The following is a 24054-nucleotide window of genomic DNA, read 5'->3' on the forward strand; positions in this document are numbered from 1 at the left end:
TGTAAATGAAAGACAGAATTTTAATTATAGATGACGATGAGCAAATTCGTAATTTAATTGCTATTTACTTAGAAAATGAAGGATTTGAAGCGCTGAAAGTTTCTAATGCTGTATCTGGATTAGCGCTTTTAGAGGAACAAGAAGTAGATTTAATTATATTAGATATTATGATGCCGCAGATGAATGGAATCGATGCTGCTTTTAAAATACGTGAAGAAAAAAACATGCCCATTATTATGCTGTCGGCTAAGTCAGAAGATATGGACAAGATTTCTGGGTTAACAGCAGGCGCAGATGATTACTTAACAAAACCATTTAATCCTCTCGAGCTCATCGCACGAGTAAAATCACAAATTAGACGCTATAAAAAATACAATGAACGTGCTGAGCGCGATATTATTCAAATTGGCGATTTGGAAATTAACCGCAGCACCCGGCTTGTCTTTGTGCGCGGCCAAGAGATTCGTTTAACACCAAAAGAGTTTGATATTTTAGAGCTGCTAGTACGCCACAAAGGAACGGTGATGAGTATGGGGAAAATATATGAAGCCGTATGGCAAGAAGATGCGTTTAAATCGGATAATACCGTAATGGTTCATATTACAAAGATTCGCGAAAAAATTGAGGATAATCCGAAAAAGCCAATTTATATTAAAACCATATGGGGCGTAGGATACAGAATATGAGAAGAATAAGTGTAAAGCTTCTTTTTGCTATCATTATAAGTTTTTTGGCTACCAATTTAATTTTTATTTTAATTGCTAGGCTTGTTTTGAGCAGGTATATACAAGAAGAGAAAATGAATGTCCCTGCATATAATGTATTAGCGTTTGGACTTTTCTTTATCGCCGTTGTGGTCTTTGTTTTTGTTTTCTTAGCACTTATTCGTTCCCATATTCGTTATTTGAAAGAAATCTCTAAACAAGTTCAAAAAATCTCAAATGGAGATTTAGGCGCAACCATCCAGGTACGAGGAAAAGATGAACTGGCTGAATTAAGTCAAAACATTAACAAAATGTCTGCGCAACTTCGTACAAAATTTGATCGTGAACGAGAGCTGGAGCAAGCAAAAAATCAACTAATATCCAGTGTATCTCACGATTTGCGTACGCCGTTAACATCCATCGTTGGGTACCTAGATTTAATCAAAAAAAGAGAAAGTATGGATGATGAAACATTAGATAGCTACTTATATATTGTTGATTCAAAAGCAAAATACTTAACGGATTTAATAGAAGAATTGTTCGACTATACAAAATTAACGAGTCCTGATCTTCAGCTTCAACGAAATGAGGTCGATATGAAACGTTTGCTTCAGCAGGTAATAGGAGAGTACGAGCCAATTTTAACAAGAGAAGGCATTGACGTTCAGACTCACTTTGCCTGTGAATGGAATGCATTTGTTGATGTAGAAAAAATGGTAAGAGTATTTCAAAACTTGCTCGAAAATGTCAAGAAATACAGCAAAAAGCCTTCCGTATTAGAGGTGAATCAGGAGATTGACGAGGGTTACATAGTTATTTCTTTTAGGAACAGCATTAACATCAGTGAAAAAATTGAGGTAGAAAAGTTGTTTGATCGATTTTATCGAGGTGATGAATCAAGAACGGACGCGAATGGTTCAGGTTTAGGACTGGCTATTGCAAAACAAATTATTCAGCTGCATCAAGGAGAGATACGAGCGGAACGTCAGCATAATAAGCTCACTTTTTTTATAAAGCTGCCGTTAACACAAGAAAGCCTTAAGAATCACTTGTAAAGATTCTTAAGGCTTTTTGCGACTATTTTGATGCCGTATTCAAATTCTGCAAGCGTCGCATAAGAAAAGGATATTCTGATATGCTGTGAAGTCTCATGGTCATACAATGCGCCTGGATTTAAAAGAACTCCTTCGTCAAGACAGTGCTTAAATAACTTCCGCATCGAAACAGGCTTATGCAGCGTAAGCCAAAAATAAAAACCACCGCTCGGAGCATTCCACACAGCGAGATTCTTCAAATACTTCTCTAGAATAGCCAGTGTTTGCTGAGATTTTTCTTTTAATTTATAGCGTACGCTGGCCACATGCTTGTCATAGAGTCCGGTTTTGAGAGCTTCAGCAGCGGCCCATTGAGATAAGGAACTGGCTCCGTAGTCAACTTGCATTTTAAGATCAGCTAATCGCTCAATTACATGTTCAGGCCCTACAATCCATCCAATTCGAAATCCTGGACTGAATGTTTTAGAGAACGTTCCTAAATAAAGAACCATTCCATTTTTATCTTGAGCTTTTAATGAAAGTGGAGGCGGTGAATGGAACCAAAGCTCTCCGTAAGCATCATCTTCAATAATGGGCAAATGCATTCTTTCACACTGGCGAAGCAGTGCTTGGCGCCTTTGTTCACTCATCGTTACATTGGTAGGGTTATGAAAGTTCGGTATTGTATATAAAGCTGTGCCTTTTTCTTTTACATGCTGGTCTTTTAATGAAGCTAAATGCATTCCTTCTTCGTCTAACGAAACGCCCGTTATTTTCATTTGTGCGGACTGAAATAACGGTAGAGAATAAAGATAAGAAGGCTTTTCAGCTAATATATTGGCACCTGGAGGCAGCAGGCCGATTGAAATTAACTGAAGGGCTTGAAGTGAACCGGATACAATTAAAATAGATGAAGGAGAAGTTTCAATGCCTCGTTTTTTTACATGCTTCACTAACTCTTGTCGGAGTTCATCATTTCCTCTCGGGTGCTCGTAGCCCAAGTGTACGCTTCTATGATTAATTCCGCTAAATAGTTCCGAAAGCTGGTAGGAAGGAAGCAGGTCAGGTGCTAACTCTCCAGTTCCTAAACGAATAATGCCCGGTTGAAATTCAGCTTCGTTAATATGGCGGATAGTCGGGGAATTTGGTTGGTATATTCCTGCTTCTACATATGAATTCCAGTTCATGTGAGAACCTGATGCTAGTAAGCTCCACGTATTGTTAATGACCTTGGTGCCACCGCCTTTGTTTCCGCTGAGCAGTCCTTCAGCAATTAAGTTTTCAGTTGCTGTCACCACCGTGCTTCTATTTACAGAAAAGCTAGCAGCTAAATGGCGCTGCGAAGGAATTTTAGTTCCAATAGGCCACTCTCCATTTATGATTTTCTCTTTCATATACTCTTGAATTTGTTTGTGCATTGGCTTTTTATCAGCCGGATCTGGAGTCCAGTTCATGTGAGACCACCTTTTTATAATTTGGTTGGTATTATAAATCAAAATTTGGATGGAGACAACAGGGGATGTCAATTGTAGGATAAAAGAGAAAGGAGAGAGCAACATGTTTACAGTGGTTATACATGCTTTGTTGTTAGCATTCGGTTTGATTTTACCTTTAGGGGTACAAAATGTGTTTGTTTTTAATCAAGGAGCCAATCAACGAACGATCAAACAGGCGCTTCCCGTAGTGGTAACGGCTTCTGTTTGTGATACGATTTTAATTCTAGTAGCAGTGCTGGGAGTTTCAGCAGCAGCCGCTGCTTTTTCATTTTTTCAAACGCTTATTTTTGGAATAGGTCTTCTTTTCTTAGCGTATATGGGCTTTGTGACGTGGAAGAGCGAACCTTCAAAAACGTCATTAAAGGAAGGGATGACGGTAAAAGCGCAAGTTTTATTTGCTGCTTCTGTATCTTTGCTAAATCCCCACGCGCTGATGGATATTATGGGCGTGATTGGAACAAATTCTCTACTGTACAGCGGAAAAGAAAAATGGGTTTTTACGCTGGTGACAATATCCGTTTCATGGATATGGTTTTTATCCTTAGCTTTTGCAGGAAAAGCAGTAGGGAGAATGGATTCAAATGGAAAAATAATGATTTGGGTCAATAAGGCTTCTGCATGTATGATTTGGGGAGTAGCTCTTTACATGGCAAAAAGTATGTTTTTTCAGTAGAATAGGTGCTAAAAGGAAAGTTATGTAATACTTTTTTCTAGAAAGCGAGGGGTAAAGATGATTCAAGGAATTAATCACATGTGCTTTTCTGTGTCAAATTTAGAACAATCTATCATATTTTACCAGAAAGTGCTAGGAGCAGAACTTTTAGTGAAAGGAAAATCCACCGCTTACTTTAGTCTGAATGGATTGTGGCTGGCGTTAAATGAAGAAAAAAATATTCCTAGATCAGACATTCAGTATTCGTATACTCATTTAGCGTTTTCTATTTCTATTAAAAACTTTGACGAAGCAAGAGAACTGTTAAAACAGCATAATGTAACCATCTTACCGGGAAGAAACCACGACGAAAGAGACAAACAATCTATTTATTTTACGGATCCGGACGGTCATAAATTTGAATTTCACACCGGTACGCTCCAAGACCGTTTAGCGTATTATCAAGAAGAAAAGCCTCATATGACATTTTATTCACCAAAAGAGTAGTATTAAAATAGTTATATAAGGTTACAGTTTTATTACATTCGCATTCCTCGCTCAGTTATCATTAAATAAACGATACTGTTGTGATATAATGGAAAAAAAGTGAGGAGGAGGAAGAATGTATACCGCAAAACAGGTGAAGTTTGGTTCGCATATTGTGATAGGCGTACTTTTCGGCATCCTAGCTGCGATGTTAATCGGCACTTTTTATCAAAATGTACCAGGTGTATTACCATACGGGATGATTAGTGGACTTGCAGTAGGACTAGTAGCAGATACATATTATACAATTAAAACTAAAACAAAAATAAAGGTTATCTAATATAGTGTAGTACTATCTTCAGGAGAAATAAAAGATTCCTCTTGAAAATAGTACTATTTTTATGAAGAAAATGGTTAATTTCCACTTTAGAAAAACAAGTCAACGCGCTAAAAAAATTGTAAATTTATTATTTTGAATCAGAACTAGGGGTTGAAATATCACATTAACTCTAAGTATAGAATTATATGTTAAAGTAAATAACCGTTTTCTAAACGGTGAAACGGTTTTTACTTTTCCTAATTAGTTTTTAGCCTGCGCAAGGTGAAAGGTGTAACGATTAAACAATTTTCAATAACTTTGAGAAAAAAAGACCTGTTTAAATCTCCGGAACTAGTAGAAAAAAGTGTTGCTCTTAATGGTTTATTTGTTAAAAACTTGATATTTTTGCTAAAATCGTTCTTTTGGATTACGTAATATATGCTATCATGGTTGGGTGAAAAAACTACATACCAAAAAAAGGAGAAAGAAATGAAGAATTTAAGAAAAATTGGCCTAGGACTTGTAGCATCGTTGTTATCTATTAGTCTAGTAGCTTGTGGGTCAACAAAAGAAGAACAAAAACAAGCATCTGCTAAGCAAGAGCAGAAACAAATGGGGAAAGAGCAGAAAAAACTGGAACAAAAAATCTCTAAATTAGAGAGCGAGTATGAAGACTATACAAAAGAAAAAGGATATATGGAATCTGATGATTATCTTGTTTTTGAAGCAGACTTTAACATACTTGCAAAGTCAATTGAAAGCAAGAATATTCTTCAAGGCGATGATGGTGAAATAGACAAACACTTAAAAGACTTAAAAACTGAGATAGACAATTTAAGTAATGATCAAGCAATAAAAGCTCAAAAACGTTACGGTTCGGCAGTAGATGTGTACGAGGCTGCAATAGGTACTCATATGCATATTGTATTAACGAAAGCCGATATTACTCAGCACTTTAATGCAGTGAACACGATTGAGTTAGACAAAGATTTTAATGCAGATAGCTACGATTATGAAAAAATTGATGCAGACGCAACTGAGGCTATTAAGTCTATACAAGGAATGCCTATGAAAAGAATAAAGCTTATTCAGGAAGAGTTGGAGAAATATAAAGATAGCTTTAGTACTGAAGAATATAATCAATTGAATTCCGCAGTCACTAGCGTAACTTCGTCATTAAATAAGCAAGTTGAAATGCTAGAAGTTCTACAAAAAGAAAGTGGTAAGGATAAATCAACTTTAGAAGAAAACACAAAAGCTGCTGAAACACAATTTTTAGATGCTAAAGAAAAAGTGTCTACATTTGAATCTAAATATGATATCCAAATGTAAGATATATGCTTTAAATACAATTGTTTATTAAAATAAAAAGCCGTTTCTTAACCAAAGAAACGGCTTTTTGTTATTTCTCTCTGTTAATCTTTGGTGTACGCAAGAAGAAAGAGAGTAAAAGTGCAACCAGACCTAATAATGTAGCAAATAAGAATGCATTGTTAATGCCATCTATAGTCGAAGTTTTTATTGCTTTAGCATATAGCGACATAATACCGCTAGTACCTAACTGACTAAGTTGCCTACTAAAGAAATCATTGTTAGTTGTTAGTGTATTAGTGTAGTTTGAAAGATGTTCAGTAGTTTGTTGCGTCATAATTGTAACGAGTATAGCCGTACCAATTCAACCTGCAACTTGACGAATTGTATCACTTAAAGCTGTACCGTGAGAAATTAAGTGTTGAGGTAATTGGTTCATACCTGCAGTCATAATCGGCATCATAATTAAAGACATACCGAACGAACGTAAGGTGTAAATGCCTAAAATGTGGCTATATGGAGTTTCACCAGTATGTTTAGTGAATTCATATGTAGCATAAGAAGTAATTACAAGACCAACTATTGCTAATACGCGAATGCTGTATTTATCAAACAGTTTACCGGGGATAGGTCCCATTAAGTCCATAATTAATGCACCTGACCTGGCAATAATAGTAGAGCTGTTTGAAGCGGCGTAAAGCCTCGAGTGCTTTGTAGATAGATTGGCAGCAGTTTTGAAATTATTTAGGATAAAACATAAAAAAATATAATCAGATTTGTTAAAAATCAACCTAAAAATTATTAATGCAATTTTCTGAAACCTTTCTTCGTGCTATAACGTATAGTAAGTATAGGGAATGTTAATTTAAATTCCTTTTTGCGGAAAAACATTTAATATACAGTCGGAGGATATATGCTGTATTACGCGACGCTAGGTGAACTAAAGAAGAAAAAGGGACCTGAAGAGATTTAACTTATGAAATTAATCCTTTTACTGGGTTAGTAAAAGGAGTGGTTAGTAAAACTAATCAAAATCCTAAGAAGTAATCAAATGTAATATCGAAATTAAAAAAGGGGGTAGTAAAATGACAATGTGGCTGTGGGCAGGAGGATGTATAGTTTTTTTGTTAGCGATGGGTTACATTGCAGATCGTGTAGCCATAAGGAGAGACATTGAATTTAGTCCGGAGGATGGAATTAAAAATGCTACAGATGCAGAACAAATATATGTGGAGAGCTATTTAAATGAAACAAAAAATACGAATAATAATATACCGCTTTAATAGAAACCATAAATAAAAGGCTTATCCGCTGCTACTTGCATTAGGGATAAGCCTTTTTGTTTTATACTTAGTTCCAAACTTCGTCTAAAGTATCTCTAAACAATTGATCTAATTCATATGTAGGGTCATCTAATTCTACGGATAAAGTTCTGACGTATTTGTCTAAACGGTCAATTTCTAAGTGTAAAAATTCATTAATCACATTGATGCGTGGTTCTAAATCTAACTCATCACCACTAATTTTACGCTTTAACAGCTTGCTAACCTCTTCTTTTAATTCTCCTTCTGGTAACAGTTTCTGTAAGAGAATAGGGAATTCTAGTGGAGGAAATTCGTTATATTGCTCAATCCACTTAGCAGCTAACACAGGTCTTAAAACATAAAAATATTTTTTGATTTTTACTTCGTCACCTTGTAAATACTCTCGAAAGTTATTTTTAGCCATATTTAAATAGTGGTATATACAAGAAGTAGGAGTAAAGATGTTAGAATGTAGTTCTTTCATTTTATCAAATGTTGAATACGCCTTGTAATATACAATGTTTGATTGCATCCATTCTAGTAAAGGTGGGTTTGATTTTCTGAAAAGTTTTAATGTCTTGGTTAAGTCCCAGCCGCTAACATCTAATAGGTCATTAATAGGTAGCTCTATTACATCTCGCTTTTTACCTACACCGATTGGATCAATGCTTAAATATGTATTCCTCTTATGAATATAAATAAATCTAACATCATAATCGCTATCTTTAGATGGAAAGTCCCACGCTCTACTTCCAGATTCACAAGCGTATAATACTTTTACATCGTAATCTTCTTCAATTTTCTTTAAAGCTGCAACGATTGTTTCTCTCATAACCCAACCTCATTTTCTTTTAATGCTTTCTATATATAAAAGCTACAAATTATATCACTCAAAAAGCACTACATCCAATCCGTTTCTGCGGTAACAGGTTAGAAGCGTATACAGTTCTGCACGGTGATGGTATAAATGAGACTGAATTTCAAGCAGCCACTCAAAACGTGTATACGTGCATCCCCAATAGGATGTCTGCAGTGACAATAGCTGTTGTTCGTCAAAAGAAGAGTAAACTGCTTTTAGCTGATTGAAGCCCTCTACTAAAGCTGCTTTGAGTTCAAGCTTTGTATAAGCTGGATGCTGCAGATAAAAGTCATTCATTTTATCTGCAGAGTAGCCTAAGGAAATATAATAGTCTGCACTGCAAATGAGACATAAATGCTGCAGCAGCTCTTGAATAGATCGCTTGTGAGGGAGGGGACGATAAGCAAGCTCTTCTTCTGTAACGTCATTAATAATGGCGGTTAGGGAATGGATGTTAACGTTTATTTGATTAAACACCATCTCACAGTACGAATTCATATATTCACATCCTTTTTATTCAACTAAATACCGCATTTTTTGATCGAGCCAGTACTCTGATTTTTCATTGTTATCGAGCTTGATATAGCAATCGACAATTTCATCATAAATGAATTCCTTTTCTTCTACTAAATCAATAAATTTAATGAGTAAAAATACGGCTTTTGAAACTTTTCCATTCTCACAAAGCCATTCTTTCATCCAGATTAATAAGTCAAGAAGAATAATCTCTATTTTTACTCGGATATCAAGGAACCAGTCGTCATAAATCGTTGTTAAATAATGAGGAACTAATTGGTGCAGTCTCTGTTCAGCTTCCTTGAATTTCAACGCCGGATCAGACTGTTCGGTAATCCACTGAAGGTCAGTTAGTAAGTCTAATCCATCGCTTGACACATCGGCGTTTAAAGAAATGAGCTGCCTGTTAACAAGTAAAACTGGCTCTGCGCTTTCTCCGTTCAATAGCTTTTTTAAATGAGACAAATAGACGCGCAAATTCTTTTTGGCGTTGCTTAAAGGTACGTCAGGCCACAGCGCTTCACATAGCTGTTCTCTGCTGATAGAATGATGAAAAATAAGATATAGTAAGATTTCTTGAGCAAAGCGCTTATTCCAGCCTTCTGTAATAAGCTGGCCATTTACATAGACGGAAAAAGAGTACAAAAAATCTACTTTAAGAGAGGGTGTATGTGCATGAAAATCTTTTTGTATATCTATAGCTGTGTCACTTTCCCAGTTCTTAAGTATTTTCATAGGATCATTCTTTAAAGAAGGCAGTTGTTGTGTATTGCTTTTAATAAAATCTATAACAATTTCTTTGAGTAAAGCTGTTTTTTCTTTTACTAGAAATGAAGAATGAGCGTTAGGTATGGTCATATGACTGTAATTTTTTAAAAACATCGTTTTTGAAATCAGATACTGTGATGAAAACAGCAAATCATTTTGGCCAGATAAAGTGAGTACAGGAAGTGAAATACTAGTCAACTCTTGAAATAGATTGTCTGTAATAGATAGTTTAAGAAAGCGGAAATATACCCTGGGATCCATTTTTTTTAGTTTTTCAATTATCTGTTGTATGTTTGTAGGTTCCAAACTCTCTAGTTTGCCTAATTCGAAAATTTTATCTACCGGTATTTGGTTTTTACTTTCTTCGTTGTAACATCTCTTAATCTTTTGAAGGGTGCTATCGGAATAAAAAGGAAGAGACAATAGTATCAGTCCCTCAATAAGAAATTCATAGCTAGCAGCAAATTTAACAGCGATTTGTCCTCCAAATCCCACGCCAACTAAGTAACATTTCTTTATATGCAACGTATGTAATAAGTGGAAAAGATCTTCAATATGAGTCTCAAACGATATTTCCCCTGTAGCGGAGGCGCTGTTTCCTGTCTCTCTCAAATCGTATTGAATAACACAATAATGTTGGGTTAATTCTGCAGTAATAGAATCAAAAAGCGTATGATCAGTGATAACAGAATGAATCATCACAATGGTGTCTGTCTGGTCAGTGAACGCGGGCGAATGAACTTCATAGTAAATTTTTTCTGTCGCCGTATGCAGAAAAGGCATAAAAACAACCCTCCTAGTGTCTAACTGTAGCGTTTGTGTAACGGTAAAATTATTATGATAAGAATAGACAAAAATTTCAAAAAAATAGGTGCTTTTTAGTAATTAAAAAATGTCTAATGTTCTAGTAATATCCATTATACTGTAAAACCATAGTGATAAATAAGGGAGAATGCCCAAAAACACTAAAAAGAAAACGTTATCAATTTCGAAAAAAGAAGAAAGGAGGAGAATTATGAATTTTAAAGACGAAAATACGTTAGACTTAGAATGGGTTATGCTCATAATGGAAGCAAAACAAACAGGTATAAGCATCGAGGAAGTTAGACAATTTTTACAAAGCATTAGTTCAAATGCTTAGCCGATACAATGATAAGGGAATAAAGCGTTCCCAAGTATAGATAACCTTTATAACCAGTCTCAAGCTATCTTCACTAGATGCATAATCACCCTTTTTTAGATGTATAATCACCCCTTTATGGTAAGAACGTTTATTTATAATGCACGGTAAAGTGAAATTATGGTATTATTATCGATAAGTAAGCATTAGTAAGGGTGATTAAAATGACAATTGGCCAACGTATTCGAGATCTCAGAACGAAACAGGGAATATCGCTAACAGAACTTGCAAACCGAGCGGGTGTTGCTAAATCGTACATATCTTCAGTAGAAAGAGGAATTCAGCTCAACCCATCTATTCAATTTCTAAACAAAATTTCTACCTCATTGAACGTGAGTATTGATAGATTAATTCATGAGCCTATGGATAAATCTGAATCGTTGGATATTGATGATGAGTGGCTTGAGTTAGCAAAAGAAGCAGCGGAGTCAGGAATAAGCAAAGAGCAGTTTAAACAATTTCTTGAATTTCAAAAATGGCAGCGGGCAAAGCAAGATTAACTTCGCGGAATATACATAAAAGAGAACTTACATAGAACAACTGCTAAAAAAAGAGATTCCATTTATCTATGGAATCTCTTTTTTTTAGGCTTAAGAAGAAATAAAATGGGACGAGAATTCTTTTTCTCGCTGAAACTGAATATGTTCAAGAGTTATTAATCTAGGCTTTCTTTTCTGTTCAAACTGTCTCAATGTTTCTGAAATCTCTTTGTTTTGATAAAAAACTTGATGCAGTAAGTCAGACAGTAAGTCAGCATCTTTTAATGACTCGTTTAATCCAAAAGCGCCAGTTGGAGTCATCGTATGAGCAGCATCCCCTAATAATAACAGGTGATGCTTTGACCATACTTCGCTTATGCTGCTTTGCACAGAAAGAAGCGTAAAGTCTGACCACGACGTAATAAACCTTTCTATTGAAAGGTTCAAGCTAGGGAAAGCGTCTATTAAACGCTGAATAAACGGTCTAAATGATTGTTTCCGAAGAGCAGGATAGCTGCCTTTTTCAATATTCCATCCGATTTGAACAAAGCCTTTTGCTTGAGAAAAAAGCGCCACCTGCTGCTGTTCTACAAGTGCAAATTTAATAGAAGGCTCCCAATTGGCTGGTGCAGGAATTTTTGCCCAAAGCAAATCGTATCCATGATTATGAATATTGTTTTTTATGTGCGCAAGTTTGCGAACAGTTGAATATCGGCCATCTGCTCCAATAATGATTTTACTTTCAACTATTATTTCACCCCGGCCTTTTTGCTGAGCTTTTATTCCAGTATATTGTCCTTTTTCATTCTGCATTAGCTCCGTTACTTTTGTGCCCAGCATAAGTTTGTAGGAGGGATGGATGCTTGCTTGGTTATTTATAGACTGAAGGAGATGCTGCTGTGGAACATGAATTCCTGCATGTCCAAGTTCAGATTCTATGGTTTTGAATACATGTCCATCCTTCCAGTATTCGACCCTAGACATTCGAAGGAGGCCTAAGCTTTCCATTTCTTCAAATATATGATGTTTCTTAAGAATCATTTCTCCATCTTCATTTAAATGTTCGCCTCGAAATTCTTTTCCAAGCTCATCAGATCTCTCTATCAGTATAGTTGATATATTTTGTTTAGCCAGTAGATAGGCCAGTAGAGCACCGCCTGGTCCGGCTCCTATTATACACACATCTGTTTGATAGTTCATTTTCTTCACCTTGTTTGTTATATGCAATTAAGTTACTTTTAGTAAGTATATTAACTTTTATAAATGTGAATGTCAACTTTTTTATAGCTTTTCTTCTATGGAATTCGCTCTTTGGACAAAACACAAATAAGGTTTTGCATAATCAAAGTCAAAGATTAAGTTTTATGATAAACTAAAATACACAAATTATTTTGAATAATTTGTATAAAAAGGTGAAACATCAAAATTGTTGAGAAAAAGCACGGTTGGAAAGCTGCAGGATTTTTAGCAAGAAGAGTAGAGATCGTCTCTGAAAATTCTAGCAAACTCCAATTTCGACTGGAGGATGATTATGACAAAAGTAGAACATTATATTCAAACATTGGGTAACAGTGCAGATTTGCTAACGAAAAAGCAGACAAGCATTTACTTCGAAAAACTTTCAAACACCTTTCCTTTTTTAACAATCATGCAAATTAATTGGCGAAAAGTATTAATTAAAAAGTCCACCCGGCATATTGAAGAAATCAAAAAATGGCTTCAAGAGATGAATATAAAAGAACATCAGGTTGTTTTATTTTGGAAACGAGCAACTAAAGCTGTAAGCGTCGATTTAGCTCAGGCTTTACTATTTTTTCAACAAACAGCTGATCTTACAGAAGAAGCATTTATTTACTGTCCGTCTGTTGACTATGTCATTGAGTATTTTAAAGACGGTAAAATGATGATTGGTTTAGCAGCACGTTAATTAAAAGGAAAAAAAGCTGAGGGGGGAGGGGAATTAGAACTTCTTCACTCAGCTTTTTATGCATATAAAATCTAAAAAATACGAAACATAACGTTATTTACAACATAAATTACCTTCTCTTTATAATTAGTGGGAAAAGTATTGACATTTTCCATAAAACAAATATAATTAACATTAATCATATTGTTAATTGTAAAAAGAGCGATCAGGAGAAATGATGAATGTCGAACAAAAAAGCAATGACGAATCAAACGAAAAAAGAATATCCTAAACCATATGGCTATACGTCAGATATTGCTGTATTTACGATTGTGACGGAAGAAAAAGAACCATACAAACCACCTAAAATGAGTTTGAAATTAATGCTTATCCAACGAGCAATGGTGAACGCAGAGGGAGAAAAGAACAGCGAAGCAGGAAAGTGGGCGCTTCCCGGCGGATTTGTCCATCCTGATGAATCAGCTTTTGAAGCGGCTAAAAGAGAGCTCGAAGAAGAAACGGGCGTAAAGGACATTCATTTAAAACACTATGGTGTCTATGATGAGCCTGGCAGGGACGATAGAGGATGGGTCATTACAAACGCACATTATGCAATCGTTCCAGAAGATAGTCTAATAAAGCGAAAAGCGAATGATGATGCTGCTCGAGTTGAATTATTTAAAATAGATGAAATCTTTTCATTGCCTTTAGCTTTTGATCATGAAATCATCATTCGAGATGCAATCAAGGAAATTAAGAAAGATTTATTGCAAACGACCATTGCCCAGAAATTTCTGCCTTCTCAGTTTACATATTCTGAGCTGCAGGCTGTGCTGCTTACCGTAACGGATGATGCAGCGATTAAAAGTGATCAGGCCTTTGCACGAAAAATAAGAATGCTGCCATTTATTGAAGAAGTAAACGGAAAAACAACGACGAGAACGTCTAAAAAACCAACAAAGCTCTATCAGTTTGTTGAAATGAATGTGATGAAGCCAATCTATACAGCACGCTATTAAAAGAAAAACTTTCAATCCAAATAATTAACAATATGTTAACTGTTAATTTTCACTTATGAGGGGGAAACATAATGAAAAAAGCACTGATTAACATCGATTATACAAATGATTTTGTAGCTGAAAACGGAGCTTTGACATGCGGAGAACCAGGGCGACACATTGAAACATTCATATGCGATATTACGCGTCAATTTATTGAGCAAAATGAGTATGTGGTGTTCGCCATTGATTTTCATAAAGAAAATGATTCCTTGCATCCAGAATCAGCGCTGTTTCCGCCTCATAATGTTGAAGGCTCTGCAGGAAGAGAGCTATACGGAAAGTTAAATGATTTATATAATGTGTATCAATCACAGGTAAATGTAGAATGGATGAATAAAACGAGATACAGCGCATTTGCTGGAACGGATCTGGAGATTAAACTTCGAGAAAGACAAATTACCGATGTCTACTTAGCAGGTGTATGTACGGATATTTGTGTACTTCATACAGCAGTAGATGCCTATAATAAAGGATTTGCTATTTATATTTATGAAAAAGCCGTAGCAAGCTTTAATCAAAAAGGTCATGAGTGGGCGCTTGAACATTTTAAATCTTGCCTCGGAGCAGAAATTATTTAAGACATAATAGTGGAGGAAATCAATGAATATGTTTACAGATGACAGCGTAATGCTACACACCGATTTATATCAAATTAACATGGGAGAAACTTACTGGGAAGATAATATTCATCAAAAGAAGGCTGTTTTTGAAGTTTTCTTCCGCAAACTTCCTTTTGGGAATGGCTATGCTGTTTTTGCTGGATTAGAAAGAATTATTGAATATATTAAAGCATTTAGATTTAGCGAATCAGATTTAACCTACTTGCATGAAGAATTAGGTTTTAAAGAAGATTATTTAGCTTACTTAAAAGACCTTACGTTTACTGGAACGATTCGATGTATGCGTGAAGGTGAGCTTGTGTTCCATAATGAACCAATTTTACGTGTAGAAGCACCATTAATTGAAGCTCAGCTCGTAGAAACAGCTATTTTGAATATTGTGAATTACCAAACGCTGATTGCGACAAAAGCAGCTCGAATCAAACATGTAGTAGGAGATCAAGTGGCAATGGAATTTGGAACACGCCGCGCTCAAGAAATGGACGCTGCTATTTGGGGAACAAGAGCAGCCTATATTGGCGGATTTGGTGCTACTTCTAACGTGCGAGCAGGAAAGAAATTTGGAATTCCAGTTGCAGGAACGCATGCTCATGCGATGGTGCAAGCTTATAAAGACGAATATATTGCATTTCATAAATATGCTCGTCGCCATAAAAACTGCGTGTTTCTAGTTGATACGTACGATACGTTAAAATCAGGAGTTCCCAACGCCATTAGAGTAGCAAAAGAATTAGGCGATAAAATTAATTTTACAGCGATTCGCTTAGACAGCGGCGATTTAACATATTTGTCTAAAAAAGCTCGTCAAATGTTAGATGAAGCAGGGTTTACAGAAACAAAAATTGTTGCTTCCAACGATTTAGATGAAGATACGATTATGCATTTAAAGTCGCAAGGTGCACAAATAGACATGTGGGGAATTGGCACTAAGCTTATTACTGCCTATGATCAGCCGGCGCTTGGCGCAGTGTATAAACTCGTTTCTATTGAAGGAGAAAAGGGCGAGATGATGGATACGATTAAAATTAGCGCAAATCCTGAAAAAGTGAGTACACCAGGATTAAAGCGCGTATATCGTATTATTAACAATTTGAATGGAAAATCTGAAGGGGATTATATCACGATGGAAGACGAAGATCCTCAAAGCGAAGAACGTTTAAAAATGTTTCATCCTGTTCATACGTTTATCAGTAAATTCGTCACAAATTTTGAGGCAAAAGAACTCCACCATGATATCTTTGTAAACGGAGAGCTTGTGTATGAAACAGAAGAGCTTCAGGAAATTCAGCAGTACGTAAAAGATAATTTAGAGCTGCTTTGGGATGAATATAAGCGCACGCGCAATCCTGAAGAATATCCAGTAGATTTAAGCGAAAAATGTTGGGAAAATAAAACGCGTCAAATTGCGTACGTGAAACAAAAAGTAGCGGAAGCCCTAAATAAAAAATAGTAGGGAGCTGGAGACATGTCAGATACGCTTGCTTATTTTCAACAGCTAAACCCTGATAAAAAAATAGATAAGCTTTTAGAAAAAGGAGCGAAAATTGGGATTTATGGTTCTTCTTTTGATCCGGTTACCAATGTTCATCTTTGGACGGCATCAACGGTTGCGCATCGAAAGAAGTTAGATGCTATTATCTTTTTGCCTTCATCGCACAAACGAACGGATAAAAAGCTCCAGACGTTGGATGAGCACCGTGTAAATATGGTTAGCTTAGCGATTAAAGATAACCCAAAATTTTTGCTCGATACGTATGAGCTAGACGTATTGCCCGGCTATCATTACACATACTACACTATGGAGCACTTTAAAAAATTGCTTCCACACGCTGAGTTATTTTTTATTATGGGAGCGGACTTACTGCAAGATATTGGCGAAGGCAAGTGGAAGAAAGCAGATGAACTTATTAGTAAAAACCAGTTTATCGTCATGGCAAGAGAGGGAATAGACATGTTGAAAGCTATTAGCCGTTCTCCTTTGCTTCGAAATTATGACGACGGCCGGTTTCAGCTTCTTGATAAAGGGCTGGCGATGGAAATCAGCTCTACTTATATCCGTCAAGAATTTGCCCGGGGTGGAGAACCAAGATATTTAATGCCTGATCTCTGTTATTTTTATAGTAAAAAACATGGATTGTATCAGTAAGAAATCTACATATAATGGAAGGAGAGCATGTATCATGTCAGACATGCAAGAAAAAATAAGAAAAGAGCTACATGTGAAATCTGAAATTGATCCAGCACAGGAAATTCGTGCCCGCGTTGATTTTCTCAAAACCTACTTAAAGTCAGCAAATGCAAAAGGCTTTGTATTAGGTATAAGCGGAGGCCAGGACTCTAGCTTAGCTGGACGATTAGCGCAGATTGCTGTAGACGAGTTGCGAAAAGAAGAATATGAAGCAAAATTTGTAGCCGTTCGCTTGCCTCATGGCACGCAGCATGATGAAGCGGATGCGAAGGCGTCACTAGAATTTATTAAACCTAATGAAACATATACGTTTAATATTAAAAACACGGTAGAAGCATTTGAAAGTTCGTTTACAGGTGCGACAGATATAGCGCTGTCTGATTTTCATAAAGGAAATGTCAAAGCACGTACGCGTATGATTGTACAGTATGCAGTCGGAGGAGAAAACGGCCTTTTAGTTATCGGAACCGATCATGCAGCAGAAGCAGTAACAGGCTTTTTTACGAAATATGGAGATGGCGGAGCAGACGTGCTCCCTCTAACGGGACTAACAAAACGTCAAGGAAAAGCATTGCTAAAAGAATTAGGTGCAGATAAACGATTGTATGAAAAAGTACCAACAGCTGACTTGTTAGATAATAGTCCTGGTCAATCTGATGAAACGGAACTAGGAATTTCTTATGATGAACTAGACGATTATCTGGAAGGAAAAGAAGTATCACAAGAAGCCGCTGAAAAAATTGAACAGCGCTATCGTATTACTGAACATAAGCGTCAGTTACCGGCTAGTATGTTTGATGAATGGTGGAAATGAGAGAAATGCCCATATTAGGTATATCTAATATGGGCATTATTTTGACTGATTTCTTTCATAAAACAAAAAAGAGGCGGAAAAAGTGCAATTTAACAAATTGTTTTCTCATACACACTTTGTTATTCTTACGCACTTTGGTATAATGAAGTGCTTTTAATATTATTGAGGAGGAACATTTTTTATGGCAGTTGAAGTAGGTAGCAAGGTACAAGGTAAAGTAACAGGTATTACTAATTTTGGAGCATTTGTAGAATTACCTGGAGGTCAAACTGGGCTTGTACATATTAGTGAGGTAGCTGACAGCTATGTAAAAGACATTAATGACCATCTTAAAGTTGGTCAAGAAATTGAAGTGAAAGTCGTTAATGAGAAAGACGGAAAAATTGGATTATCGATTAAAAAAGCAATAGATAAACCTGAAAGACCCTCATCTTCTTATTCACAACGCCCGCCACGTCAGGCAAGAAATAATGATAATCGTTCTAAAAGCAACTTCCAACCAAAGGAAAACTTCGAACAAAAAATGGCGCGTTTCTTAAAAGATAGTGAAGATAATTTATCTACACTAAAACGCAGCACTGAATCAAAACGAGGTGGCAGAGGCGGAAGACGCGGATAAATCCCTTCCACTTTAACTACTTTATTATATAGTTGAAGCAAGCCAGTAAAAATTGGCTTGCTTCTTTTTTGTAATAGCTTAAGTACATGCGCTAGAAGAGTAAAGAGAAGGTTAGGTACTTACTTGGTTGTAAAGTAGATGCCAATAGTGACAAGAGATGAGAGAAGATCAAGGATGAGTAGGATGAAATTTAAATCTATCATAATCATGCCTCCCTTTGTGCGAGCGTTGACGTTAGTATCTGCAAGATCTCATTTTATTATTCGTAATTTTTTAAAATTTCATTTAATTAAGTGCGATATTTTATATTAAATTAAACTATGTTCTAAATAATAAGTAATAAAATAAAAAACGCTTATAAGAACAATTTTCTTAAAATAATAAAAAAACCTTATAAGTAAACAAAGGAAAAGTAGGAATGAGTCCCTGATAAAAATAGCTACATTAACAGAAATTCGTCAGTATTCTTGTATATTCATCTAATCTCTTCATAATTTTAGGAATAAAAAAGTTACGGAAAGAAGATAAACAGACAAAATTCTTCATTTTTTGAGCATTAGTGCTTAATTTGCACGAGTATATAAAATGATTCCATAGACTCAAGGATTTTATAGTAATATATAGAACTTCCATACTATTCTAGTTTTTAGCTCACTAGCTAAGCAAAAGATGCGTATGTTCTGGGGATGAAGGCATACATAGTAGCACGAAGTATAGAGAGAAATGGAGAGGGAAAACACAATGAAAAAAGTATCAATTCGGTCTGTATTAAGTACAGTAGCATTTTCGGTTGCTTTATCTTCTTTTGCAATGGGCGCATCCGCCAACGGAAATTCAAAACCAGCGCTTGAACCGTCTTTAGTTAAAATTCAAGGAGACTATAACTTAAAGTCGGCTAAAAAAGTAAAAGTTATTGTGGAGTTAAATGAAGAGTCTGTAGCGGAAGCAAAGAAAAAAGGAGTAGCGCAAAGTAAAGGAAAGATTAAAAAAGCGCGTGACGAAGTGAAAAAAGAGCTTTCAAAAGCTTCTAAAACTTCAAAAGTAAAGCGTGAATATGACCAAGTATTTTCTGGGTTTTCAGCGGAACTTCCGGCTAATGACCTTGAAAAAGTAGCAAGTTTACCGGGAGTAAAAGCTATTTATCCAAGCGTTGAATATCATACAACAGAAGTGAAATCGAAAGAAGTGAGCGCCGAAGAATACAGTTCTGAAATGTATAAAAGCATTTACTATGTAGGAGCAGATCAAGCGTGGAAATCAGGATATACAGGTAAAAATATGACTGTAGCCGTTATTGATACAGGCGTCGATTACGACCACCCGGATTTAAAGTCAGCGTTTGAGAAATATAAAGGGTGGGATTTTGTAGATGATGACAAAGACCCTCAAGAAACGCCGGCTGGAGATCCAAAAGGAGAAGCAACAACGCACGGAACGCACGTAGCGGGAACGATTGCAGCGGACGGGAAAATTAAAGGAGTAGCTCCTGATGCTCATTTACTTGCTTATCGTGTACTAGGGCCAGGAGGAACAGGTACAACGGAAGACGTGATCGCCGGTATTGAACGTGCGGTAGAAGACGGAGCGGATGTAATGAACCTGTCGCTTGGAGATACGATTAATAATCCAGACTTGGCAACGAGTATTGCATTAGATTGGGCAATGGAAGAAGGAGTAGTTGCCGTTACGTCAAATGGAAACAGTGGACCAGCTAACTGGACAGTAGGGTCTCCGGGAACGTCTCGTGAAGCTATTTCAGTTGGTGCAACTCAGCTTCCTTACAATTTGTATAAAACGACATTAACTGTAGATAACGCAAGCTATGCTTCAGCTGAAGTAATGGGCTTTCCAAATGACAAGGCATTACTGGATGCAAGTGGTAAAAAGTATGAATTTGTACCTGTCGGACTCGGAAAACCAGAAGACTTTGAAGGAAAGGATGTAAAAGGAAAAGTAGCGGTTATTTCTCGAGGCGACATTGCGTTTGTAGATAAAGTTGATAATGCGAAAAAAGCCGGCGCTGTTGCCACGGTGATTTACAACAATGTAGAAGGGACAATCCCTGATATTCCAGGCACATCTTTGCCAAGTATTCGCTTATCAAAAGCTGATGGACAAGCCTTGGTTGCTTCTTTGGCAAAGGGATCGGTTACGGGATCTTTTAGTGCAACGTTTAATCAGACAGTCGATGAAACAATGGCTGACTTTTCATCGCGCGGACCGGTTGTTGATACATGGATGATTAAGCCGGACATTTCGGCACCGGGAGTCGATATCATCAGCACAGTGCCAACCAATGATCCAAGCAACCCTCATGGATATGGATCCAAACAAGGAACAAGTATGGCAGCACCCCACGTAGCAGGAGCAGCAGCGTTAATTTTACAGGCGCATCCAAATTATAAAGTAGAAGACGTAAAAGCATCTTTAATGAACACAACGGAACTGCTTCGTGACCGCAACGGGCTGGTTTACCCTCATAATACGCAAGGTGCAGGAAGCATGCGTGTAGTAGATGCAATTAAAGCAAAAACGCTTATTACACCAGGAAGTCACTCGTACGGCGTCTTTTATAAAGATAAAGGGAAACAAGTGGAAAAACAAAGCTTTAAGATTAAAAATCTATCAAATCACAGTCAAAAATACTCGGTCAAAGTAAAATTTAAGAAAAGCCATCAGGCAATTGACGTTAAATCAACAAACGATTTAGTGGTTAATGCAGGAAAAACGCAAAAAGTAAATCTGAATGTAAAAGTAGATGCAGGGAAATTATCTCCTGGCTATTACGAAGGGACAATTACCGTAAGTAACAATAAAGAAACGTACGATGTTCCAACCATTTTATTTGTAAAAGAGCCGGATTATCCTCGCGTTACTTCTGCGTATGTAGATGTACTTGGAAATGGCTCATTTGAATACGGGAGTTATTTACCAGGAGGAGCGGAGAAGCTTAGCTATTACATTTACGATGCAACGTTAGAAAAAGGGGAATTGTTAAGTTCATATACGAATGTAGCAAAAGGATTTTCTAGCGCAACGTGGGACGGAAAGATTAATGGTGAAGCTCTTCCAGCGGGAACGTATTATTTATACGCAGAAGCACTAAAAGCAGGTCAGACGACAGGTTCTTTAGGAGAATTCGAAATTAAATAAATAAAAAAAGAGTGCCAGTCTAACTGACACTCTTTTTTTATTGAGCCGTATATCCACCATCGATCACAGCAGCTTGGCCGGTTACGCCTTTTGCTAAATCACTTGCTAAAAACATTGCATAATCTGCAATTTCATCAACTGCAAGCAAGCGCTTTTGAGGAACAAGAGGATAAATGACTTCTTCTAGTACTTTTTCAAGCGCTACATTTCGCGTACGTGCTAAATCTTTTAATTGATTTTGAACAAGCGGCGTATCGACATAACCAGGGCAAATCGCATTTACCGTAATGCCGTGCTCTGCACCTTCAAGAGCAGCCACTTTCGTTAAGCCAATCACGCCGTGCTTAGCGCTGTTGTATGCCGCTTTTCCTGAGAAACCAATCAATCCGTTAATGGAAGACATGTTCAAAATGCGGCCGAATTTTTGCTTTTTCATAATAGGAAACGCATGCTTAGTCGCAACAAAAGGTGCAACAAGCATAATTTTCGTTAAAAGTTCAAATTTTTCAGTAGGAAATTCTTCAAGCGGGGAAACAAATTGCATGCCGGCATTGTTAATTAATACATCAAGGCGGCCATATGTTTCAACCGTTTGAGCAATCATTTGTTCAATATCACTTTCCTTTGTCACATCTGCTTTAATGCCTAATGCTTCGTAGCCTTTTGTCTTCAATTTGTCTGCTGCTTTCTTAACTCCATCTTCATTTAAGTCAGTTAAGACAACAGTCGCTCCGTCTTCAGCAAAGCGCTCACCAATTTGATAACCGATACCTTGAGCTGCACCTGTAATTAACACAATTTTGTTTTCAACCATCGTTTTTTCCCCCTTATATGTAGAAAATATAAAATCGCTTACTTTTCCATTTTATCAAAAATTATCTTAATTTAGCGAGTTTTTTAACTATACTTCACGCGAAAAGAATGGGTGTGGGAAGGGGTGTTTACTATCTTTACTTCCACATTGCTAACAGAAGCGAACGGTGAGGGACCTTTTTTTATTTCTTCAATAAATTTTTGGATGTTGCTTTCTTCACCTTCAGCATCAATTTCCACTTTTTGATCGTCTCGATTTCGTACCCATCCGTTAATGGAGCATTCCATTGCCTTTAGCTGCGTATAGTGACGGAACCCAACCCCTTGAACGCGTCCGTCTACAATCATATGCACATGTTTTTTCACTGTTCTCACCTCGCAGGTAATTTTCCCTTTTTTATAAAAAGAAAACAACTACAATCTTAACTTTCACTGTATAATAGAAAAAGACATTGTAAGACTTTAACAATTATAATGTAGATTAAATTAAGAAAGAAGGGTTATGAATGCAAGCAGCAGCACGAACGCAGCAAGCGCAGCCGGCAACGATTTATCGTATTTTATTTGCTATTAGTTTAGGACATTTTCTAAATGATTGTATGCAGTCCGTTATACCGGCACTTTTTCCTGTCCTTGAAAAATCGATGAATTTAAACTACACGCAAATCGGCTGGATTGCCTTTGCTTTAAACATGACGTCATCGATTATGCAGCCCGTATTCGGCGTGTTTGCCGATAAGCGTCCTTCGCCATTTTTATTGCCAATTGCAATGTGTTTAAGCATGATTGGTATGGTTGGGCTCGCTTTAGCGCCAAATTTTTATTTTGTGATTATATCTGTCTTATTTGTAGGATTCGGCTCAGCTATTTTTCATCCGGAAGGTTCTCGCGTAGCGTATATGGCAGCAGGAGGAAAACGGGGGCTGGCACAGTCTATTTATCAAGTTGGCGGAAATACAGGACAATCGATGGCTCCGCTATTTACAGCATTTATCTTTATCGGACTTGGTCAGTTTGGAACGATTTGGTTTACGTTAATTGCAGGTATCGGCGTAGTGGTTTTGTATAGCGTCTCTAAATGGTATAAATCGGAGTTAGCTACTCGTCAACGCTTAAAGAAAAAGCAGTCAGATGCTTCATTTACGATGAACAAGCAAATTATTTTTGCAGTTGGACTTTTAATTTTTCTTGTTTTTGCACGTTCATGGTACGGAGCAGGCATCCTTAATTTCTTTCAGTTTTATATCATTGAAAAATTTAATTTGCCTATCAAAAGCGCTCAGCTTTACGTTTTTTTATTTATGATTGCAGGGGTGTTTGGAACATTCTTTGGAGGTCCGCTTGCCGATCGTTTCGGAAAACGAAATATTTTGTTGTTTTCTATGTTAGGATCAGTACCGTTTACTTTATTACTTCCTCATGTTTCTCTAGGAGTGGCGGCACCTCTTTTAGTACTAATTGGCTTTATTCTTCAGTCAAGTTTCAGCGTCACGGTCGTCTATGCTCAGGAGCTGATGCCGGGGAAAATCGGCTTGGTATCCGGCTTAATTGTAGGGATTGCTTTTGGAATGGGAGCTTTAGGAGCTGTTGTATTCGGTAAATTAGCCGATGTCTTCAGCCTTCAATTTATCATGCTGTTTTGCAGCTATCTTCCAATTCTAGGGCTGCTAACATGGCTGTTACCGAGCGATAAGAGTGTGAAAGAAATGCACGAAGCAAAATAAGAAAATGAAAAAGCAAACGCAGGACAGCGTTTGCTTTTTCTATGAGCG

Annotated in this window: 25 protein-coding genes and 1 pseudogene; 18 read left to right on the plus strand and 8 right to left on the minus strand. The window is 36.8% G+C overall.

Features of this window, described 5'->3' with window-relative positions; translation table 11 throughout:
* The first annotated feature begins 5 nt into the window (after positions 1–5).
* Positions 6–686 (plus strand): response regulator transcription factor, encoded by a 681-nt coding sequence (locus AC3WJG_RS18570; protein ID WP_028408662.1) that lies wholly within the window; start codon positions 6–8, stop codon positions 684–686.
* Positions 683–1759 (plus strand): HAMP domain-containing sensor histidine kinase, encoded by a 1077-nt coding sequence (locus AC3WJG_RS18575; protein WP_028408661.1) that lies wholly within the window; start codon positions 683–685, stop codon positions 1757–1759. Before AC3WJG_RS18570 ends, AC3WJG_RS18575 begins: the two co-directional genes overlap by 4 nt.
* On the opposite strand, the gene AC3WJG_RS18580 is transcribed toward AC3WJG_RS18575, so the two are convergent.
* Positions 1750–3192: an aminotransferase-like domain-containing protein gene (locus AC3WJG_RS18580; RefSeq protein WP_028408660.1), complete on the minus strand. Its 1443-nt coding sequence runs from the start codon at positions 3190–3192 to the stop codon at positions 1750–1752. The two genes, AC3WJG_RS18575 and AC3WJG_RS18580, sit on opposite strands and share 10 nt — an antisense overlap.
* 103 nt (positions 3193–3295) lie before the next feature.
* Here AC3WJG_RS18580 and AC3WJG_RS18585 point away from each other — a divergent pair, with 103 nt between their 5' ends.
* The 4 genes from AC3WJG_RS18585 to AC3WJG_RS18600 all read left to right on the plus strand — a co-directional run bounded on the left by AC3WJG_RS18585 (position 3296) and on the right by AC3WJG_RS18600 (position 6023).
* On the plus strand, positions 3296–3907 hold the full coding sequence (locus tag AC3WJG_RS18585) for a LysE/ArgO family amino acid transporter (RefSeq protein ID WP_221840455.1): 612 nt from the start codon (positions 3296–3298) through the stop codon (positions 3905–3907).
* 57 nt (positions 3908–3964) lie between these two features.
* Positions 3965–4393: a metallothiol transferase FosB gene (gene fosB, locus AC3WJG_RS18590; protein ID WP_337134025.1), complete on the plus strand. Its 429-nt coding sequence runs from the start codon at positions 3965–3967 to the stop codon at positions 4391–4393.
* Positions 4394–4508: 115 nt separating this feature from the next.
* Complete coding sequence (locus tag AC3WJG_RS18595; protein WP_098249809.1) at positions 4509–4712, plus strand: hypothetical protein; 204 nt, start codon at positions 4509–4511, stop codon at positions 4710–4712.
* A 468-nt stretch (positions 4713–5180) separates the two neighbouring features.
* Positions 5181–6023, plus strand: a complete 843-nt coding sequence (locus tag AC3WJG_RS18600) for a hypothetical protein (protein WP_098333248.1) — start codon at positions 5181–5183, stop codon at positions 6021–6023.
* A 217-nt stretch (positions 6024–6240) separates the two neighbouring features.
* On the opposite strand, the pseudogene AC3WJG_RS18605 reads toward AC3WJG_RS18600, so the two are convergent.
* Positions 6241–6734 (minus strand): annotated as a pseudogene (locus AC3WJG_RS18605) (MFS transporter); the annotation flags it as partial.
* A 353-nt stretch (positions 6735–7087) separates the two neighbouring features.
* On the opposite strand from AC3WJG_RS18605, the gene AC3WJG_RS18610 reads away from it, so the two are divergent.
* A complete protein-coding gene (locus AC3WJG_RS18610) occupies positions 7088–7285 on the plus strand; it encodes a hypothetical protein (protein WP_102813185.1) in 198 nt (65 codons plus the stop codon).
* Between the two features lie 67 nt (positions 7286–7352).
* Here the strand turns inward: AC3WJG_RS18610 and AC3WJG_RS18615 are convergent, their stop codons facing one another.
* Genes AC3WJG_RS18615 through AC3WJG_RS18625 form a run of 3 tightly spaced genes read right to left on the minus strand, consistent with a single transcriptional unit; the run spans position 7353 to position 10232 of the window.
* Positions 7353–8138: a nucleotidyltransferase domain-containing protein gene (locus tag AC3WJG_RS18615; protein WP_217598819.1), complete on the minus strand. Its 786-nt coding sequence runs from the start codon at positions 8136–8138 to the stop codon at positions 7353–7355.
* A 54-nt stretch (positions 8139–8192) separates the two neighbouring features.
* Positions 8193–8663, minus strand: a complete 471-nt coding sequence (locus AC3WJG_RS18620; protein ID WP_060745730.1) for a DinB family protein — start codon at positions 8661–8663, stop codon at positions 8193–8195.
* A 15-nt stretch (positions 8664–8678) separates the two neighbouring features.
* Positions 8679–10232, minus strand: coding sequence for an alpha/beta hydrolase (locus AC3WJG_RS18625; RefSeq protein WP_102813187.1), 1554 nt, complete (start codon positions 10230–10232; stop codon positions 8679–8681).
* A 232-nt stretch (positions 10233–10464) separates the two neighbouring features.
* Here AC3WJG_RS18625 and AC3WJG_RS18630 point away from each other — a divergent pair, with 232 nt between their 5' ends.
* On the plus strand, positions 10465–10590 hold the full coding sequence (locus AC3WJG_RS18630) for an anti-repressor SinI family protein (RefSeq protein WP_013083022.1): 126 nt from the start codon (positions 10465–10467) through the stop codon (positions 10588–10590).
* Between the two features lie 203 nt (positions 10591–10793).
* The gene (locus AC3WJG_RS18635) at positions 10794–11129 is read left to right on the plus strand and encodes a helix-turn-helix domain-containing protein (RefSeq protein WP_013056901.1); all 336 of its coding nucleotides are present in this window, start codon (positions 10794–10796) and stop codon (positions 11127–11129) included.
* 90 nt (positions 11130–11219) lie between these two features.
* Here AC3WJG_RS18635 and AC3WJG_RS18640 read toward each other — a convergent pair whose 3' ends face one another.
* Entirely contained in the window at positions 11220–12308 is a 1089-nt protein-coding gene (locus tag AC3WJG_RS18640; protein WP_334035810.1) for an FAD-dependent monooxygenase, read from the minus strand.
* 331 nt (positions 12309–12639) lie between these two features.
* Between AC3WJG_RS18640 and AC3WJG_RS18645 the strand changes: the two genes are divergently transcribed.
* The 8 genes from AC3WJG_RS18645 to AC3WJG_RS18680 all read left to right on the plus strand — a co-directional run bounded on the left by AC3WJG_RS18645 (position 12640) and on the right by AC3WJG_RS18680 (position 21469).
* Positions 12640–13035: a CDI toxin immunity protein gene (locus AC3WJG_RS18645; protein WP_028408652.1), complete on the plus strand. Its 396-nt coding sequence runs from the start codon at positions 12640–12642 to the stop codon at positions 13033–13035.
* Between the two features lie 221 nt (positions 13036–13256).
* Positions 13257–14033, plus strand: coding sequence for an NUDIX domain-containing protein (locus AC3WJG_RS18650; protein WP_028408651.1), 777 nt, complete (start codon positions 13257–13259; stop codon positions 14031–14033).
* 71 nt (positions 14034–14104) lie between these two features.
* On the plus strand, positions 14105–14653 hold the full coding sequence (locus AC3WJG_RS18655) for a cysteine hydrolase family protein (protein WP_028408650.1): 549 nt from the start codon (positions 14105–14107) through the stop codon (positions 14651–14653).
* Between the two features lie 22 nt (positions 14654–14675).
* Complete coding sequence (locus AC3WJG_RS18660) at positions 14676–16145, plus strand: nicotinate phosphoribosyltransferase (RefSeq protein ID WP_102813189.1); 1470 nt, start codon at positions 14676–14678, stop codon at positions 16143–16145.
* Between the two features lie 15 nt (positions 16146–16160).
* Complete coding sequence (nadD, locus tag AC3WJG_RS18665; protein WP_028408648.1) at positions 16161–16841, plus strand: nicotinate (nicotinamide) nucleotide adenylyltransferase; 681 nt, start codon at positions 16161–16163, stop codon at positions 16839–16841.
* Positions 16842–16875: 34 nt separating this feature from the next.
* Positions 16876–17697 carry an NAD(+) synthase gene (nadE, locus tag AC3WJG_RS18670; protein ID WP_028408647.1) on the plus strand — a complete coding sequence of 274 codons (822 nt, stop codon included), beginning with the start codon at positions 16876–16878 and terminating at the stop codon, positions 17695–17697.
* A gap of 181 nt (positions 17698–17878) precedes the next feature.
* On the plus strand, positions 17879–18316 hold the full coding sequence (locus AC3WJG_RS18675; protein ID WP_013056909.1) for a S1 domain-containing RNA-binding protein: 438 nt from the start codon (positions 17879–17881) through the stop codon (positions 18314–18316).
* 741 nt (positions 18317–19057) lie between these two features.
* A complete protein-coding gene (locus tag AC3WJG_RS18680) occupies positions 19058–21469 on the plus strand; it encodes a S8 family serine peptidase (RefSeq protein WP_337134024.1) in 2412 nt (803 codons plus the stop codon).
* Between the two features lie 37 nt (positions 21470–21506).
* Here AC3WJG_RS18680 and AC3WJG_RS18685 read toward each other — a convergent pair whose 3' ends face one another.
* Together AC3WJG_RS18685 and AC3WJG_RS18690 are read right to left on the minus strand one after the other, a co-directional pair.
* Positions 21507–22283, minus strand: a complete 777-nt coding sequence (locus tag AC3WJG_RS18685; RefSeq protein WP_025752250.1) for a 3-hydroxybutyrate dehydrogenase — start codon at positions 22281–22283, stop codon at positions 21507–21509.
* An 83-nt stretch (positions 22284–22366) separates the two neighbouring features.
* Positions 22367–22648, minus strand: coding sequence for an acylphosphatase (locus AC3WJG_RS18690; protein WP_028408645.1), 282 nt, complete (start codon positions 22646–22648; stop codon positions 22367–22369).
* Between the two features lie 140 nt (positions 22649–22788).
* On the opposite strand from AC3WJG_RS18690, the gene AC3WJG_RS18695 reads away from it, so the two are divergent.
* Complete coding sequence (locus tag AC3WJG_RS18695) at positions 22789–24006, plus strand: MFS transporter (protein WP_492588468.1); 1218 nt, start codon at positions 22789–22791, stop codon at positions 24004–24006.
* Positions 24007–24054: the final 48 nt, after the last annotated feature.

The sequence above is a fragment of the Priestia sp. FW507-14D1A genome, from assembly GCF_058781295.1.

Bases quoted from the DNA above. Each gene is read 5' to 3' on its own strand.
- AC3WJG_RS18570 (WP_028408662.1), top strand. From the start codon at position 6: ATGAAAGACAGAATTTTAATTATAGATGACGATGAGCAAATTCGTAAT.
- AC3WJG_RS18575 (WP_028408661.1), top strand. From the start codon at position 683: ATGAGAAGAATAAGTGTAAAGCTTCTTTTTGCTATCATTATAAGTTTT.
- AC3WJG_RS18580 (WP_028408660.1), bottom strand. From the start codon at position 3,192: ATGAACTGGACTCCAGATCCGGCTGATAAAAAGCCAATGCACAAACAA.
- AC3WJG_RS18585 (WP_221840455.1), top strand. From the start codon at position 3,296: ATGTTTACAGTGGTTATACATGCTTTGTTGTTAGCATTCGGTTTGATT.
- fosB (WP_337134025.1), top strand. From the start codon at position 3,965: ATGATTCAAGGAATTAATCACATGTGCTTTTCTGTGTCAAATTTAGAA.
- AC3WJG_RS18595 (WP_098249809.1), top strand. From the start codon at position 4,509: ATGTATACCGCAAAACAGGTGAAGTTTGGTTCGCATATTGTGATAGGC.
- AC3WJG_RS18600 (WP_098333248.1), top strand. From the start codon at position 5,181: ATGAAGAATTTAAGAAAAATTGGCCTAGGACTTGTAGCATCGTTGTTA.
- AC3WJG_RS18610 (WP_102813185.1), top strand. From the start codon at position 7,088: ATGACAATGTGGCTGTGGGCAGGAGGATGTATAGTTTTTTTGTTAGCG.
- AC3WJG_RS18615 (WP_217598819.1), bottom strand. From the start codon at position 8,138: ATGAGAGAAACAATCGTTGCAGCTTTAAAGAAAATTGAAGAAGATTAC.
- AC3WJG_RS18620 (WP_060745730.1), bottom strand. From the start codon at position 8,663: ATGAATTCGTACTGTGAGATGGTGTTTAATCAAATAAACGTTAACATC.
- AC3WJG_RS18625 (WP_102813187.1), bottom strand. From the start codon at position 10,232: ATGCCTTTTCTGCATACGGCGACAGAAAAAATTTACTATGAAGTTCAT.
- AC3WJG_RS18630 (WP_013083022.1), top strand. From the start codon at position 10,465: ATGAATTTTAAAGACGAAAATACGTTAGACTTAGAATGGGTTATGCTC.
- AC3WJG_RS18635 (WP_013056901.1), top strand. From the start codon at position 10,794: ATGACAATTGGCCAACGTATTCGAGATCTCAGAACGAAACAGGGAATA.
- AC3WJG_RS18640 (WP_334035810.1), bottom strand. From the start codon at position 12,308: ATGAACTATCAAACAGATGTGTGTATAATAGGAGCCGGACCAGGCGGT.
- AC3WJG_RS18645 (WP_028408652.1), top strand. From the start codon at position 12,640: ATGACAAAAGTAGAACATTATATTCAAACATTGGGTAACAGTGCAGAT.
- AC3WJG_RS18650 (WP_028408651.1), top strand. From the start codon at position 13,257: ATGTCGAACAAAAAAGCAATGACGAATCAAACGAAAAAAGAATATCCT.
- AC3WJG_RS18655 (WP_028408650.1), top strand. From the start codon at position 14,105: ATGAAAAAAGCACTGATTAACATCGATTATACAAATGATTTTGTAGCT.
- AC3WJG_RS18660 (WP_102813189.1), top strand. From the start codon at position 14,676: ATGAATATGTTTACAGATGACAGCGTAATGCTACACACCGATTTATAT.
- nadD (WP_028408648.1), top strand. From the start codon at position 16,161: ATGTCAGATACGCTTGCTTATTTTCAACAGCTAAACCCTGATAAAAAA.
- nadE (WP_028408647.1), top strand. From the start codon at position 16,876: ATGTCAGACATGCAAGAAAAAATAAGAAAAGAGCTACATGTGAAATCT.
- AC3WJG_RS18675 (WP_013056909.1), top strand. From the start codon at position 17,879: ATGGCAGTTGAAGTAGGTAGCAAGGTACAAGGTAAAGTAACAGGTATT.
- AC3WJG_RS18680 (WP_337134024.1), top strand. From the start codon at position 19,058: ATGAAAAAAGTATCAATTCGGTCTGTATTAAGTACAGTAGCATTTTCG.
- AC3WJG_RS18685 (WP_025752250.1), bottom strand. From the start codon at position 22,283: ATGGTTGAAAACAAAATTGTGTTAATTACAGGTGCAGCTCAAGGTATC.
- AC3WJG_RS18695 (WP_492588468.1), top strand. From the start codon at position 22,789: ATGCAAGCAGCAGCACGAACGCAGCAAGCGCAGCCGGCAACGATTTAT.